Source organism: Roseomonas sp. AR75, from assembly GCF_005222815.1.
GTDB lineage: Bacteria > Pseudomonadota > Alphaproteobacteria > Acetobacterales > Acetobacteraceae > Falsiroseomonas.
This window is the reverse complement of the sequence record NZ_STGB01000006.1, coordinates 389,395-402,719: the sequence shown is the minus strand read 5'-3', so window position 1 is coordinate 402,719 and position 13,325 is coordinate 389,395. Positions and strand designations below refer to the sequence as shown.

Annotated in this window: 13 protein-coding genes; 5 read left to right on the top strand and 8 right to left on the bottom strand. The window is 72.1% G+C overall.

Features of this window, described 5'->3' with window-relative positions:
• Positions 1-3 precede the first annotated feature (3 nt).
• Positions 4-1,242: an alpha/beta fold hydrolase gene (locus tag E4T13_RS26450; protein WP_137181345.1), complete on the bottom strand. Its 1,239-nt coding sequence runs from the start codon at positions 1,240-1,242 to the stop codon at positions 4-6.
• Between the two features lie 396 nt (positions 1,243-1,638).
• On the opposite strand from E4T13_RS26450, the gene phaR reads away from it, so the two are divergent.
• The gene (phaR, locus tag E4T13_RS26445; RefSeq protein WP_137181344.1) at positions 1,639-2,247 is read left to right on the top strand and encodes a polyhydroxyalkanoate synthesis repressor PhaR; all 609 of its coding nucleotides are present in this window, start codon (positions 1,639-1,641) and stop codon (positions 2,245-2,247) included.
• A 16-nt stretch (positions 2,248-2,263) separates the two neighbouring features.
• Here phaR and E4T13_RS26440 read toward each other — a convergent pair whose 3' ends face one another.
• On the bottom strand, positions 2,264-3,229 hold the full coding sequence (locus tag E4T13_RS26440) for a tripartite tricarboxylate transporter substrate binding protein (protein ID WP_170985263.1): 966 nt from the start codon (positions 3,227-3,229) through the stop codon (positions 2,264-2,266).
• Positions 3,230-3,245: 16 nt separating this feature from the next.
• The gene (locus E4T13_RS26435) at positions 3,246-4,187 is read right to left on the bottom strand and encodes a dihydrodipicolinate synthase family protein (RefSeq protein WP_170985262.1); all 942 of its coding nucleotides are present in this window, start codon (positions 4,185-4,187) and stop codon (positions 3,246-3,248) included.
• Between the two features lie 260 nt (positions 4,188-4,447).
• On the opposite strand from E4T13_RS26435, the gene E4T13_RS26430 reads away from it, so the two are divergent.
• A complete protein-coding gene (locus tag E4T13_RS26430; RefSeq protein WP_137181341.1) occupies positions 4,448-4,990 on the top strand; it encodes a hypothetical protein in 543 nt (180 codons plus the stop codon).
• Positions 4,991-5,061: 71 nt separating this feature from the next.
• Complete coding sequence (locus E4T13_RS26425) at positions 5,062-5,667, top strand: hypothetical protein (protein ID WP_137181340.1); 606 nt, start codon at positions 5,062-5,064, stop codon at positions 5,665-5,667.
• A gap of 6 nt (positions 5,668-5,673) precedes the next feature.
• On the opposite strand, the gene E4T13_RS26420 is transcribed toward E4T13_RS26425, so the two are convergent.
• Together E4T13_RS26420 and E4T13_RS26415 are read right to left on the bottom strand one after the other, a co-directional pair.
• A complete protein-coding gene (locus E4T13_RS26420; RefSeq protein WP_137181339.1) occupies positions 5,674-6,087 on the bottom strand; it encodes a SprT family zinc-dependent metalloprotease in 414 nt (137 codons plus the stop codon).
• Complete coding sequence (locus tag E4T13_RS26415) at positions 6,084-6,833, bottom strand: DUF2786 domain-containing protein (protein WP_137181338.1); 750 nt, start codon at positions 6,831-6,833, stop codon at positions 6,084-6,086. The genes E4T13_RS26420 and E4T13_RS26415 overlap by 4 nt, the downstream gene beginning before the upstream one ends.
• 138 nt (positions 6,834-6,971) lie before the next feature.
• On the opposite strand from E4T13_RS26415, the gene E4T13_RS26410 reads away from it, so the two are divergent.
• Both E4T13_RS26410 and E4T13_RS26405 read left to right on the top strand, forming a co-directional pair.
• Positions 6,972-7,934, top strand: a complete 963-nt coding sequence (locus tag E4T13_RS26410; RefSeq protein WP_137181337.1) for a tripartite tricarboxylate transporter substrate binding protein — start codon at positions 6,972-6,974, stop codon at positions 7,932-7,934.
• The gene (locus tag E4T13_RS26405) at positions 7,931-9,127 is read left to right on the top strand and encodes a 3-hydroxybenzoate 6-monooxygenase (protein WP_137181336.1); all 1,197 of its coding nucleotides are present in this window, start codon (positions 7,931-7,933) and stop codon (positions 9,125-9,127) included. The genes E4T13_RS26410 and E4T13_RS26405 overlap by 4 nt, the downstream gene beginning before the upstream one ends.
• A gap of 9 nt (positions 9,128-9,136) precedes the next feature.
• On the opposite strand, the gene E4T13_RS26400 is transcribed toward E4T13_RS26405, so the two are convergent.
• Genes E4T13_RS26400 through ppsR form a run of 3 tightly spaced genes read right to left on the bottom strand, consistent with a single transcriptional unit; the run spans position 9,137 to position 13,297 of the window.
• On the bottom strand, positions 9,137-9,742 hold the full coding sequence (locus E4T13_RS26400) for a biliverdin-producing heme oxygenase (RefSeq protein ID WP_137181335.1): 606 nt from the start codon (positions 9,740-9,742) through the stop codon (positions 9,137-9,139).
• A 1-nt stretch (position 9,743) separates the two neighbouring features.
• The gene (locus tag E4T13_RS26395; protein WP_137181334.1) at positions 9,744-11,951 is read right to left on the bottom strand and encodes a PAS domain-containing sensor histidine kinase; all 2,208 of its coding nucleotides are present in this window, start codon (positions 11,949-11,951) and stop codon (positions 9,744-9,746) included.
• Entirely contained in the window at positions 11,948-13,297 is a 1,350-nt protein-coding gene (gene ppsR / locus E4T13_RS26390; RefSeq protein WP_137181333.1) for a transcriptional regulator PpsR, read from the bottom strand. The genes E4T13_RS26395 and ppsR overlap by 4 nt, the downstream gene beginning before the upstream one ends.
• Positions 13,298-13,325: the final 28 nt, after the last annotated feature.

Below are 13,325 nucleotides of genomic sequence, written 5' to 3'. Positions count from 1 at the left end.
CCGCTACAAGCTTTGCAGCCATGCCAGCAGCGGGCGCCAGAGTGCCGCTTCCGCCGCGCTGCCCGCGGCCATGCCGATATGCCCGGCCTCGGCCTCATGCACCCGCGCCGCCGGCAGCCTTGCGGCAAGCGCCCTGGCGGAGGCGGGCGGCACGATCCTGTCGCGATGGGGAATGGCGACGAAGGCGGGCAGCCGCGCCTCGGCCGGGTCCACCGCCGCGCCGGCGACGCGCCAGGCGAGCCGCGCCGGGGCATTCGCGCCATACCAGCCGCCCAGCGTCTCCCGCGCCACGGGGGCAGCCAGGGGCACGCCATCGTTCAGCCAATCCTCCAGCGCCACGAACAGGGCGGCGCGGGGGGAGGCCTGGTCCAGCCGGGCGAAAGCCCTGAACTTGCGCGGGATGCCCCAAGGGTCGAGGCCGGCGAACAGCGTCTGGATCACGTCCACCGGCAGGGTGCCGGTGGCCTGCATCAGCGGCTCGAGCCCCGGCAGCAGCGCCGCGGCAGCGGCGGCGCGCGTGGTCTCCTCCGGCGTCGCGTGGAAGTCCCAGGGCGTGGCGAGCAGGCCGAGCGCGCGGACCCGGTCCGGCCGGCGCAGCGCGGCCGCCAGCGCCAGCAGCCCGCCCATGCAGTAGCCCACCACCACCGCGGGCTCCGGCAGCGCCATCAGCGCCCGCTCCAGCCGCCCGGCGACATAGTCCGTCAGGGTGAACGGGCGCTCGGCCTCACCCGGCCAGCCCCAGTCCAGCAGCATGGCCCGCACCCCCTGCCCCGCCAGGAAGCGCAGCAGCGAATTGCGTTCGTCGAGGTCGAGGACATAGGCACGGTTGACCAGGGAAGGGACGAAGACCACCGGCGGACCCGCGGCGCCCGGCGCGGCATAGTCCAGCAGGCGCGACCCGCCCTCCGACCAGCGCACGGGCGGGTCGGACAGGCGGCGGGTGTAGGGATGGCGGCGATAGGCGGCGATGCCGGCCAGCAGCGCCCGGTCCTCCCGCAGCAGGCGGCGCAGCACCGCCGCCCGGAACTGCTCAGGCGCGTGGTTTCCGTCGGCGAGGCGACCGAGGATCCGCGCCTGTTCCGCCTGGCCCGCCTTCGAGATCGGCAAGCCGCCGTTCCAGCTCGGCAAGGCGCTGGCGGACTGCGTCATCGTCCCGGCCAGCGCCAGCCACCCCCGGCTCGCTCCCATCAGCAGATGGAGCGGCAGCGGCCGGGGTCCGCGGCGGCGCAGCGGCGCCGTCATGGCCGAACGGGCCGGGGAATGGGGTTGGGAAGGGCCAGGCCGGGGGCGGGCGGCCGAAGGGCGGCGCCGCGGCCGCGCGCAGCCAGGCCGCGCCGAGCGCCGCCCAGGCGGAGGTGGCGGCGGCCCAGGCCTCGGCGGCCTCGCGATCGGCCGCGAGACCGGCGATCTCGCTCTGCCAGAGCGTGATCCAGTCCTCGGCAAGTCGCTCGATCTCGGCGTCGTCGGGTTTGGGGGGATCCCCGGTCATGCCGCACTTCTAGCGTCCCGGCACATGGGACGGGAACTCGCCCTGCGCGAATTGCCCGCGGTACGCATCGGGCATTTCGCACCGCAGCGCAGCCCATGTTAGCATCCGCATCATGCGGCGGAACGGCCGCGCGGAAGGCGGGCGACAGCATGTCACAAGACACCACACTCCCCCCGGCGGCTCCGGCCGAAACGCCGGCCTCCCCGCCGGTCGTGGTCAAGAAATACGCGAACAGGCGCCTCTACAACACGGAATCCTCGTCATACGTGACGCTCGACGACCTGGCGACGATGGTGCGGCAGGGTCGGCACTTCGTCGTCTACGACGCGAAATCCGGCGAGGACATCACCCGTTCCGTGCTCACCCAGATCATCGTCGAGGAGGAGGCGAAGGGCCGGAGCCTGCTGCCCACCAGCTTCCTGCGCCAGATCATCGGCTTTTACGGCGACAGCATGCAGTCCCTGGTGCCGCGCTACCTGGAGAACGTCATGGGCGCCTTCTCCCGCCAGCAGGACCAGATGCGCCGGGCGATGGAGCAGTCCATGGGCGGGTTCAACCCGTTCGGCGGGCTTGAGGAGATCGGCAAGCAGAACATGGCGATGATGGAGCGCGCCATGACCCTGTTCGCGCCCTTCCGCGCCGGGCAGGACCCGGCGGAGCCGCAAGGGGAGGCCGCGCGGATCGTCGCGCTGCAGGCCGAGGTGGAGCGGCTGCGCCGGCAGTTGGAAACGCTGCAGGGCGGCAAGAAGCCGGAGTAAGGCGCGTCGCCCTATCCTACCCCGGCTTGATCCCGGCCTCCTTGATCACCGCCGCCATCTGCGCGATCTCCGCTGCGAACAGCGCGCGCAATTCGTCGGGCGTGCTGCCGACCGGCACCAGCCCCAGCGCGCGCAGCCTTTCCTGCACCGCCTGCTGCGCGAGAACCCGCTTCACCGTCGCCGACAGCCCGTTCACATGCTCTGGCGGCAGCGCCGCGGGGCCGACGAGCGCCAGATTCACCCGGATCGACACATCCGGCAGCCCGGCCTCCGCCATGCTCGGCACATCCGGCATCAGCGCCGGGCGCTCCCGCCCCGAGGCGGCGAGGACGCGGATGCGGCCGTCGCGCGCCTGGGCCAGCGCGGTCGGCACGGTGGCGAAGGCGACCTGCACGGTGCCGGCAACCAGGTCCGTCATCATCGGCCCGGCACCGCGATAGGGTGCATGCGTCCAGGTGATTCCGGCGGCGCGGCGGAACAGCTCGCCGGCGATGTGCACCGGCGTGCCGTTGCCGGCCGAGCCGAAGGCGAGGGAATCGCCACGCTGCTTCGCCAGCGCGATGAAGGACTGCACGTCGGTCACGCCGAGCGAGGGATGCACCACCAGAACCATCGGTGCCGCGGCGACATGGCTGATGAAGCTGAAGTCGCGCAGCGGGTCATAGGGCAGGTCCGCGCCCATCAGCCCGGGATTGATCGTGAAGGCGTTGTCCACCATGCCGATCGTCGTGCCGTCCGGCGCCGCGGCCTGGATCGCGCGCGTGCCCGGCACCGTGGCGCCGCCGCCGCGGTTGTCCACCACGATGCGCGTCGGGATCGCCTCCTGCATGTGCTGCGTCAGAAGACGCGCGGTGAGATCGCCGACCCCGCCGGGCGGGTAGGGCAGGATCAGGCGGAGATTGGCGGGCGGCCAGGATTCGGCGCGCGCGGGCAGCGCGGCGAGCGTCAGCAGCGCGGCCAGGCCGCGGCGCGGGATGCGCATGGTGTATTCCCTTCCCTCAGCGCGCGCCGGGCAGGTAGCGCGGATCATCGTAGCGATGCGCGGCGAACAGCGCGTCCACCGCACGGCGGTCTTCCTCGGTCAGCGCGGGCTGCGGCGGGCGCGACAGCGCGTTCGGGAAGATGCCCTGGCGCAGCAGCGCGTATTTCACGCGCACGCGGTAATTGATCAGCGGCGCCTTCCAGCATTCCTGCGCCAGCGGCGCCAGGCGTCGCCAGATCTCGTATGCCTCCGCCACGCGGTTGGCGCGCGCATGCTCGTGCATGCGGATCAGCTCCGTCGTCGCCGTGCCGGCATAGCCGATCAGCGCGCCATCGCAGCCCATCAGCATGGCTTCGAGGATGAAGGTGTCGCTGCCGGTCAGCACGGCCAGCGCATCGCCGCCCGCCTTGGCTTCCTGGATGGTCTGCCAGGTGCCCTCCACGCTGAAGCCCGCATCCTTGATCCCCACCATGCCGGGCAGGCGCGACAGCGCCTCGGTCGCGCCGGCGGGATAGGGCGAAGTCGGCGTCTGGAAGGCGAAGACCGGCACATCCGCCGCCGTCGTCACGGCGGCGTGGAAATCCACCACCATCTGCAGCGAGACAGGCTTGAACAGGGTGATCGGGAGTGGCGGGAAGACGACGAGGCCATCCGCGCCCGCATCCAGCATGCGCTGTGCCGCCTGGCGCGCGCCCGCGTTGTAGGAGCTGGTGATGCCCGACAGGATCGGCACCGCGCCGGCCACCGCGCGCTTGCACACGCGGATGACCTCCGCATGTTCCTCCGGCTCCATCGAATAGGCTTCGCTCGCCGACATGTTCATCGCGATGGCGCGCGGGCCGGAGGCGGCGATGGATGCGATGTAGCGTTCGAGCGTGCGCCAATCGATCGCGAGATCGGTGTCGAAGGGCAGGAACGGCGCGGCGATGACGCCGGACCAGGGCTTCTGGACCGCCATTGGGCAACGTCTCCTTCCCCGGCGGTGCTGGCGCCGCCTGTGGGCCGAGCCTCGCCTTCGACGGGCGCCTGCGTCAAGCAGCCGCTTTTCCTTGCACGACACCACCGTTACGATACGCATGGGAACGAGGAGCCGGGACAATGCCGCTCATGCATGCGGTGGGTGCAGCGCCGGCCCGTGGCGGCACAGGCCGCGACAGGGGCGCGCGCTGCTTCCGCCGCGCGATGACGCGCTGTTGTGCCGCGGCGGCTGCACTTGCGATGGCTTCCTGGATCGGCGCGGCAGGGCCGGCCCTCGCCGCCGCCAGCTACATCTTCGTGGAGTCCGGCGGCGACACGGTCGGCACGCTGTCGGGCAGCCTGGACCTGCCGGCGCCCACCGGAACGATGCCGGCCCTGCCCGCCGCCTTCACGCCTTATGTCCCGTATTTCGTGGCCGGCAGCCCCACGGGCGACACCCTGTCCAGCTACACGGTCACGGGCCCGGCCAATTTCGGATCCGGCAATGGAGCGGTCCCGGCCTTCGTGCTCGGCTCGGTGATCCAGCTTTTCGACAACGTCGTCGCGGTCGGCACGGATTACGTCAGCGGTGCCGAGATGAACGGCACGATGATCCTGAACGCGACCATGGCCGAGCTCGGCGTGGCGTTCGGCGACCATGTCTGGACACTCTCGAACGGCGACACCTTCACGTTGAGCTTCCGCAACCTCGGCGCGGCGATCCCGACGCCGGCGAGCCTGCCGTTGCTGGCCGGGGCGCTGGGCATGGTGGCCCTGTGCGGGGTGGTGCGCCGGCGAGGCTGATTGCACGCCGGGGTTGCGCGCAGGCCCGACCACACCTTACGATCGCGTCACGGAACAGGGGGAGCGGAGCGATGCGTGGACTGCGTGCTGCAATGATGGCTGCGGTGCTCGCGGCGGCCGGGGGAATGTGGGCGGGCAAGGCCGACGCAGCGGCCACCTTCACCTTCGTCGAGCAGGGCGGGAATGTCGTCGGCACGCTCTCCGGCTCGCTCGACCTGCCGGCAACATCGCCGATCGGCGGCCTGACGAGCGGTGCGCTGATCTTCCCGAGCCTCGCGGTGATCGTCTCGGCGGAAGCAGCGGGCACCGCCACGAACGGCTATGATGTCCTCGGTCCGGACGCCTTCGGCCCAGGTGTGACGAACACGATTGCGGATTCAAGATCGGGGCTCGTGCTGCACCTGTTCGGCGGGCTCGTGGGCGGCGGCCTGCTCTGGGTGGAGGCCACCTACGTCAGCGGCGACGCGATGACCGGCAGCATGACCTTCACCGGCACCGACTTCGCCACCATGGGCGTGACGCCGGGCAGCTATGTCTACACGCTGGCGACCCAGGACACCCTCACCGTCGTGTTCCGCGCGGCGACCGAGGTGCCGGCGCCGGCGAGCCTGCCGCTGCTGGCCGGCGCGCTCGGCATGTTGGGGCTGGCCGGAACGGTGCGCCGCAGGGAAGGCTGAGCGGCCTCAGGCCGGCGTCCAGGCGAGGCCGGCCTCGCGCAGCGTCGCTTCCAGCATCGCACTGTCCAAGCGCGCATAGGTGACGAGCAGCCGCAGATAGGTGCCGACGAAGTCAGGCCCGTGGCCGAGCCCGTTGCCGTCCACATCGGCGACCAGCGCATGCGCCAGCTCGTGCAGCAGCACCCAGGTGGCGAGTTCCGCCGGGGCCTCGATGGCGGTGCGCGTCGCACGGGCGACGGTGCGGCGCGCCTGCTTCGGCAGGGGGCGGACGCGCGGCGGGAAGTGCCGGCCCTCGGCCGCCCAGACATGATCCACCAGCGCCTGCAGCTGCGCGAAGGGCACCAGGCTGCGGTCGCGCGGCGCGACCACCGCATCCTCCCAGGCATAGAGCCGGCGCGCGGCGGCGTCGCGGCGGCTCATCGCCGCGGCAGGCGCCCCGTGCCGGGCCCCTGCCCCACCGGGCGATCGAGGCCGACCCGCCCGCCGGCTTCCCGCCCGCGGCCATAGGCGCCCTTGTCGCGTACCACGGTGCTGCGGCTGACGGTGCGCAGCCGCACGCCGAGCGCGCGAAAGCCTTCCTCGATCTTGCGCTCCTTCACCAGCACCAGCGCGGTGCCGGCGCTGCCGGCGCGCTGTGCCTCGGCTTGCGCCTGGCGCGCGGTCTCACGCCGATGCGCGCCGAGTTCCTCGAGCCGGGCGGCGACGCGGTCGGCATAGCCGATGCGAAAACTGCGCAGCACGGCCTGCGGCGCGGCACGTGACCGCGCATAGTCAGTGCTGTTGCGGAAGCGCACCTCCTCGTACCCCAACGCGCCGGCGATGACGTGCATCAGGTACTCGGCCATCTGAACGTCGGGCTCCAGGCCGAAGATCACGTAGTCGGCGCGGCCCGCCGTCCAGCCGCGGCATTCGGTGAAGCGCAGCAGGGCCGGGAACAGCCAGCCCATCGCCTGGCGGCGCGGGTCGTTGAAGACCATCACGCGCTGCACGCAGGCTTCCTCGCGCAGTTCCACCTCGGACATGGACAGGCCATAGACCTCCAGCAGCTCGCCCACCTTCGCGGCGGCGGCCATCGCCTCGGCCTCGGAGCAGCCGCGCTCGACCGTGCGCGCGGCAAGCGCGCGGATGCGGGCCTTCACCTTGGCCAGTTCGGTCTGGGGATCCATTCGGTGTTCCGCTGAGATCGACTTGCGTGGTTTCCCCCACCCCGGCCCTCCCCCGCAAGGGCGGGGCAGGGAGCGCGGAGCGATTGACAGTGCCCGGCGGGCAGCGATGCTCTGCGCCACGAACGGGGAGGATTGCGCATGCTTCGCAGGAGGCTGCTGACCGCGGCCACCACGGCTTTCGCCGCGCGCGGGGCGCTGGCCCAGGGGCGCCCGGTGCGGCTGGTGGTGCCGGCCCCGCCGGGCGGCGCCATCGACGTGATCGGCCGGCTCTATGCCGCGCGGCTGGCGGCGCTGAGCGGCCAGGCCTGGGTGGTGGAGAATCGCGCCGGGGGCAACAACACGATCGGCGCCGCCGATGTCGCGCGCAGCGCGCCGGATGGCCAGAGCTTCCTGGTGAATGCCGACATCCACCTGATGGGCGCCCGCGTCGTGCGCGGCCTTACCTACGATCCGATGACCGACTTTACCGGGATCGGACGCGTGGCGACCGCGCCGCTGGTCATCGTCGGCCATCCCGAAGCCTCGCGCGCGCAGACGCTGGCGCAGCTCGCCGACCAGATGAAGGCGGATCCGAAGCGCTACACGCTCTCCACCTCCGGCGCGGGCTCGATGGCGCATCTGGCGGCCGAGGGGCTGAAGCGGCGCGTCGGCGCGGCGGACGCGGTGGTGGCGCATTACCGCGGCACGGCGCCGGCCATCAACGACGCGGTGGCGGGCAATGTCGCGCTGATGGTGGCGCCGCTGCTCTCGGCCAAGCCGCTGGTGGACAGCGGCAGGCTGCGCGCCTTCGCCGTCACCTCGGCCGCCCGCAGCGCAGCAATGCCCGATGTGCCGACGGTGGACGAGGCCGGGCTGCCGGGCCTGCATTTCACGCTGTGGTATGCGGTGTGGGGCCCGAAGGGCCTGCAAGCGGCCACGGCCGATTCCGTCGCTGCGAAGCTGCGGGAGATCGGCAAGGAGCCGGAGATCGCGCAGCGCCTGGCGGCGATGGGCGCCGATCCCTTCACCACCGACACCCCCGCCAGCTTCGCCGCCTTCCTCGCGGAGGAGAACGCGAAGAACGGGCGAATCGCGGACGAAGCGGGAATCCAGCCGGAGTGACCCTTCCGATCCTGATCGCCGGCGGCGGCATCGGCGGGCTGGCCGCCGCGCTCGGCCTCGCCAACAAGGGCTTCCACGTGCAGGTGCTGGAGAAGGCACCGCAGCTTGGCGAGGTTGGCGCGGGCATCCAGCTTGGGCCGAATGCCTTCCACGCCTTCGACTGGCTCGGTGTCGGCGACACCGCGCGGGCGATGGCGATCTATGTGGACCGGCTGCGCCTGATGGATGCGCTGACGGCCGAGGAGATCTGCCACATCGATCTCGGCGAGGAGTTTCGCACGCGGTTCGGCAATCCCTATGCCGTCATCCATCGCGGCGACCTGCATGGCGTGTTCCTGCAGGCCTGCCGCGCGCATCCCCGAGTCGCCCTGCGCACCAGCGCGGACGTCGCGCGCTACGAACAGGACCCCGGCGGCGTCACGGCCTTCCTGGCGGATGGCGAGGCGGTGCGCGGCGCCGCGCTGATCGGCGCGGATGGGCTTTGGTCCAACGTGCGGCGGCAGGTGGTGGGCGACGGCCGGCCGCGCGTCTCCGGCCACACCACCTATCGCAGCGTGATCCCGACGGAGGACATGCCGGAGGACCTGCGCTGGAACGCGGCGACGCTGTGGGCGGGCCCGAAATGCCACATCGTCCATTACCCGCTGCAGGGCTGGAAGACCTTCAACCTGGTCGTCACCTACCACAACGATGCGCCGGAGCCGGTGGCAGGGAAGCCGGTGGACGCGGCCGAGGTCTTCGCCGGCTTCCAGCATGTGCATCCCACCGCGCAATCCATCATCCGCCGCGGCCGCGACTGGCGGCTGTGGGTGCTGTGCGACCGTGACCCGGTGGCGACCTGGGTGGACGGCAACGTCGCGCTGCTCGGCGACGCCGCGCATCCGATGATGCAGTACATGGCGCAAGGCGCCTGCATGGCGATGGAGGATGCGGTGTGCCTGGCGCACATGATGGAGGCGCATCAGGGCGACGCGACGCGCGCGCTGCCGGCCTACAACGCGCAGCGCGCGCTGCGCACCGCGCGGGTGCAGCTGCAGTCGCGCGCGATCGGCGAGCATGTGTATCACCCCGCCGGCGCGCATGCGGCGCTGCGCAACGCGGTGATGCGCGCGAAGTCGCAGGCGGAATGGCGGGATACCCTGGCCTGGCTCTATGGCGGCAGCGGGCTGGAGGCGGAGGGCGCGATCGGGTGAGGGCTGCGGTTACGCGGCCGCTATCGCCTCCGGCACGCTGAACCACGCCTCGAAGGCGGCGAAGGTGGCGATGGCGCCGGCGATCATCGCATCACGCGCCGCGAGGTCGGCACCGCAGCGCTCCAGCGCGCCGCAGAAGTCGCGCCACATCGCGCCATGCCGCGCGCCATGGCCCAACAGGAAGCGGCGGCCATCCTCGCCTGGCGGCAGCAGCCCATCCAAGGCGCGGGCGAGTTGCCGACCGCCGAGCGTCGAACCTTCCGCGACGTAGAGCGCGCCCATCGCCTCCGCGGCGCCGCGCAAGACCGGCAGCGGCGCGAGCGGCACGGCGTCGGACATGCCGAGCCAGCGCAGGTCGTCCCGCAGCAGAGGAGTGCGGCGCCGCTCCGCCAGGTCGATACCAAGCGCGGCGAGGTCGTCCACGCCCTCGAGCCGCGCGTCCAGCGCAGCATGGAAGCCGAGCTTTCGCTGCAACAGCGCGGCGTAGTCGTGCAACGCGATACGGCCCTCGGCCAGGGCCGCGAAGGCCGGCAGGACGTGCAGCCGCTGGTGCTGCGCATCCGTCGCGGCGCGCAGCATCGCGCGCACGCTGCCGGGGGAGCCGTCCTCCGGCATCTCAGTCGCCAGCGCCGACGCCGCCGCCGGGCTTCGGCGCACCGAGCTGGCGCGCCAGCATCTCCAGCACCTCGGTGGTCCGCGTCACCGAAGCGCGCACGCTTTCGAGCATCGCGGGCATGCGCGCAATCTCGATGCCCTCGGCGATCTCCAGCGCGGCGAGCTGCGCATTCTCGACCACCGCGGCGAGCACCGCCTGGAAACCGGGATCGGCCTGGTGGTCGAGCCAGCCGGCGCGGCTGCGATGGCTTTCGGCGATCGCGTCCTGGAATCGCCGCCGCGCCGCATCGGCCGCCTTCCTCTGGCCGAGATCATTGAACATCAGCACGAAGCCCAGCACGCGGTCCTGCGCGGCGACAACGGGATCGGCGCGCACCGTCACCGGCCTGCCGCCCTCGTCGTCATCGGCCAGGCGCACATCGCCGCTCCAGGACTGGCGCAGGTCGATCAGCTCCATCAGGCGGCGGCGCACCTCGCCGGGGCTGGCGAAGAAGCGGGCGAGTTCCTCCACATGGCGCGGCCGCGCGCCCTGCAACGCCGGCAGCAGCCGCTCCATCGCCGCGTTCATCAGCCCGATTGCGCCATCCGCATCACAGATCACCAGCGGCTGCGAGGAGACGGCGACCTGCCGCCGCACCTGCGCGAGCTGATCCTCCGCGATCAGCAGCCGCACGGCCCGGAACTGCACGACCGCATCGGCGACGGAATCGCCGACAAGCCGCGCGGTGGCGAGTTCGGCCGGCGACCACGGCTCGGCCGAGCCCTCGACCAGCTCGACCCATTTGGCGAAGGAGGAGCGCGGCATCAGGCGACGCCGGTCGCCCTGAATCTCCACGGATTTGCGCGGGTCCCCGCCCCAGACGATGGTGCGCGGCTGCTCCGGGCGGAACCAGACGAGATACTCGCCGGGCGAATCGGAGATCGGCACCGCGAGCACGCCCGCCGCGACGGGCGTGAGCGCGGCGAGATGCGGCGCGACCTCGCGCAGCGCGTTCGTTGCCACCGGACCCGCGCGCGGCCGCGAATCGAGCCACGCCGCAAGCTCGCGCAGCGCGTCGGTCCCCGGGACGTCGCCCGCGGTCTGCACGCCGCCCTCGAACAGCAGCGCCGCGCCGCTCGCACCGATCGGCTGCAGCAGCGTGAGCGGGTTGTCGAACAGCGCCGTCTGCCAGTCGCCTTTGCGCGACATCGCCTCCACCAGGCGCTGCTCCAGCCGGCGGGCCGAGAGCTCCGCCTGCGACTGCACGAAGGCTTCCAGCGCCGCGATGCGCGTGCCGAGCGCCTCGGCCAGCAGATCGCAGGCGCCGCGGAGCGCGAAGGAGGGACGGCGCGGCGAGTCGTGATGGCAGGCGACCAGGCCGCGCAACTGCCCGCCCACCAGGATCGAGCACACCAGCGAGGCGCCGACCTTCATGTTGCGCAGGAACTGGATGTGCGAGGGCGAGATGCTCCGCAGCAGGCAGAGCGACATGTCCAGCGGGCCGCCGGTCAGCGGGTTCAGCGCCGGTTCCACCGGCACCGGCGTGTAGCCGACATCGGCGGTGACCCGCACGCGCGAACGGACATAGAGCCGCCGCGCGACCTGCGGGATGTCCGACGCGGGGTAGCGGTTGCCGAGATAGGCTTCGAGGTCTGGCCGCCGCTCCTCGGCATAGACCTCTCCATGGCCTTCCTGCGCGAACAGGAACACCATCACGCGGTCGTAGCCGGTGAGCTCGCGGAACACGCGCGACGCCTCGTCGCAGAGCGGCTTGAGAGCGTAGCAGGACAGGAAGGCGTGCAGCGCGTTCTCCACCTGCCGCGCGATGTGCGGCTGCGGGAGGGCGGGCTCGAGCTCGATGATGAGGCCGCCGCCGGGCGGGCGATGCAGCATCGCGTCGAAGGGCGCATTGTCGGCGCCGGCATGCAGGGTGAGCACCGCCGGCACGCCGTCCAGCGGCTCCAGCGTGCGCGGCAGGATCGCGCTGGCAAGGTCGCCGCCGAGGTCGCGGAGCTGCCTGCCCACCACCTTGTCATAGCCGAGCATCGCCGCGGCATTGGCGCTGGCCTGCAGCACGACGCAATCGGGCTCGCTCACGAACAGCAGCAGGCCGAAGGGCTGGACCAGCCCGGGCTGATGGATCGGTTCGCGCTCGCAGGTGGCGAAGTCGGCCTCGGTGGCGGCGGCACGCGGCGCCGCGGCCGATCCGGCGGGATCGACCTCGTTCATCCCAGGATGCCCTCGGCCGCATCGCGCGGCCCGACCAGCCCGTAGCGTTCGAGCTTGGCGTAGAGGCTCTGCCGGCTGAGCCCGAGCGCATCGGCAGCCGCGGTGCGGTTGCCGTCGGCGCCGCGCAGCGCCTGCGCGATGCAGGCGCGCTCGACCACGGCCGCGGTGTTGCGCACCAGCACGGGCAGCGGCAGGCGGCCCATCTCCTTCAGCACGTCGCCGAGCGCGGTGCGCAACTCGCCCTGTCCGTCCTGCAGGCGGCGGCCGACCGGGCGGACCAGCAGGCAGATCGCCACGGGACCACCAGCGCTGCTGGCGGTACCGCAGATCTCCACCTCCTCCTCGCTGCCGAGAACGCCGGTGACGGTGCTCCGGAACAGCCGGACCTCGCCATGCTCCCGCAGGGTGCGCAGCAGCATCGCGGCATCCTGGCCGGGCGTCGTGAACCAGCGCGTCAGCGGCTCGCCGAGAACGGCCGCCTCGGTCGCGGTCTGGGCCAGGTCGAGGAAGGCGCGGTTGGCGCGGCGCACGATGCCATCGGCATCGGCGACCACGAAGCCGTCGGGCATGGCTTCGAGAAGCTCGTCGGTCCGCGGCGGCGTGGCGCGCGGCAGGCCGAGCCCCGGCTCGGGCATGCCGCGGGCGAGCTGGATCAGGAAGGCCGGATCCGGATCGCCGACCATCAGCGACACGCGCAGCAGCCAGGGCGCTCCGGCGGCGCCGAGATGCATCAGCACGCCCGGCGCGCGGCCGGATTCCCTGGCTCGGCCGAGCAGCGCGGCGAAGGCCTTGCGATCGCGCGGCGCGACTTCCTGGGCGAAGTCCCAGCCAGGCGCCAGGCCGAGTTCGCGGATCGCCGCGGGATTGGCTTCGATCACACGGAGATCGGCTGCGCCGAGCACCAGGACCGCCTCGGAGGAGGCGTCGAAGAGCAGGCGGGAGCGCATCTCCACTTCCCGCAACTTCCAGTAGTCCTGCTCGCGCGCCTGCTGTGCCGCGAGCAACCGGGCCTGGAGTTCCCGGACCGTCTGCAGGCTCTTGCCCACCGCAACCAGCCCGGCCTGCGCCCCGAGCCGCACGGTGGTGTATTCGATCGGCAACTCGATGCCGGAGGGGAAACGCTGGGTGACCTGGAGGAAGGCGGAAACGCCGCTGGCGCGCGCGTCCTCCACCATCCGGCGGACCTGGTCGCTGGCGGGCTCGCCCACCGTCTCGGTCCAATGGCGGCCGACCCAGCCCTGCAAGCCGCCGCTTGTCAGGCTGGCGGAGACCGACGCATCGCGGATGATCCCGTCCCAGTCGAGGACCAGCGTGACATCCGGCTGGGTGACGACGACGCGGCTCATGACGATGCGGTATCTGCGCTCACGAACA

What these genes read in the sequence shown, in the direction of transcription:
- E4T13_RS26415 (WP_137181338.1), bottom strand. Translation starts at nt 6,833, where the DNA reads ATGGATCCCCAGACCGAACTGGCCAAGGTGAAGGCCCGCATCCGCGCG.
- E4T13_RS26440 (WP_170985263.1), bottom strand. Translation starts at nt 3,229, where the DNA reads ATGCGCATCCCGCGCCGCGGCCTGGCCGCGCTGCTGACGCTCGCCGCG.
- E4T13_RS26420 (WP_137181339.1), bottom strand. Translation starts at nt 6,087, where the DNA reads ATGAGCCGCCGCGACGCCGCCGCGCGCCGGCTCTATGCCTGGGAGGAT.
- E4T13_RS26410 (WP_137181337.1), top strand. Translation starts at nt 6,972, where the DNA reads ATGCTTCGCAGGAGGCTGCTGACCGCGGCCACCACGGCTTTCGCCGCG.
- E4T13_RS26395 (WP_137181334.1), bottom strand. Translation starts at nt 11,951, where the DNA reads ATGAACGAGGTCGATCCCGCCGGATCGGCCGCGGCGCCGCGTGCCGCC.
- E4T13_RS26450 (WP_137181345.1), bottom strand. Translation starts at nt 1,242, where the DNA reads ATGACGGCGCCGCTGCGCCGCCGCGGACCCCGGCCGCTGCCGCTCCAT.
- phaR (WP_137181344.1), top strand. Translation starts at nt 1,639, where the DNA reads ATGTCACAAGACACCACACTCCCCCCGGCGGCTCCGGCCGAAACGCCG.
- E4T13_RS26425 (WP_137181340.1), top strand. Translation starts at nt 5,062, where the DNA reads ATGCGTGGACTGCGTGCTGCAATGATGGCTGCGGTGCTCGCGGCGGCC.
- E4T13_RS26430 (WP_137181341.1), top strand. Translation starts at nt 4,448, where the DNA reads ATGGCTTCCTGGATCGGCGCGGCAGGGCCGGCCCTCGCCGCCGCCAGC.
- ppsR (WP_137181333.1), bottom strand. Translation starts at nt 13,297, where the DNA reads ATGAGCCGCGTCGTCGTCACCCAGCCGGATGTCACGCTGGTCCTCGAC.
- E4T13_RS26435 (WP_170985262.1), bottom strand. Translation starts at nt 4,187, where the DNA reads ATGGCGGTCCAGAAGCCCTGGTCCGGCGTCATCGCCGCGCCGTTCCTG.
- E4T13_RS26400 (WP_137181335.1), bottom strand. Translation starts at nt 9,742, where the DNA reads ATGCCGGAGGACGGCTCCCCCGGCAGCGTGCGCGCGATGCTGCGCGCC.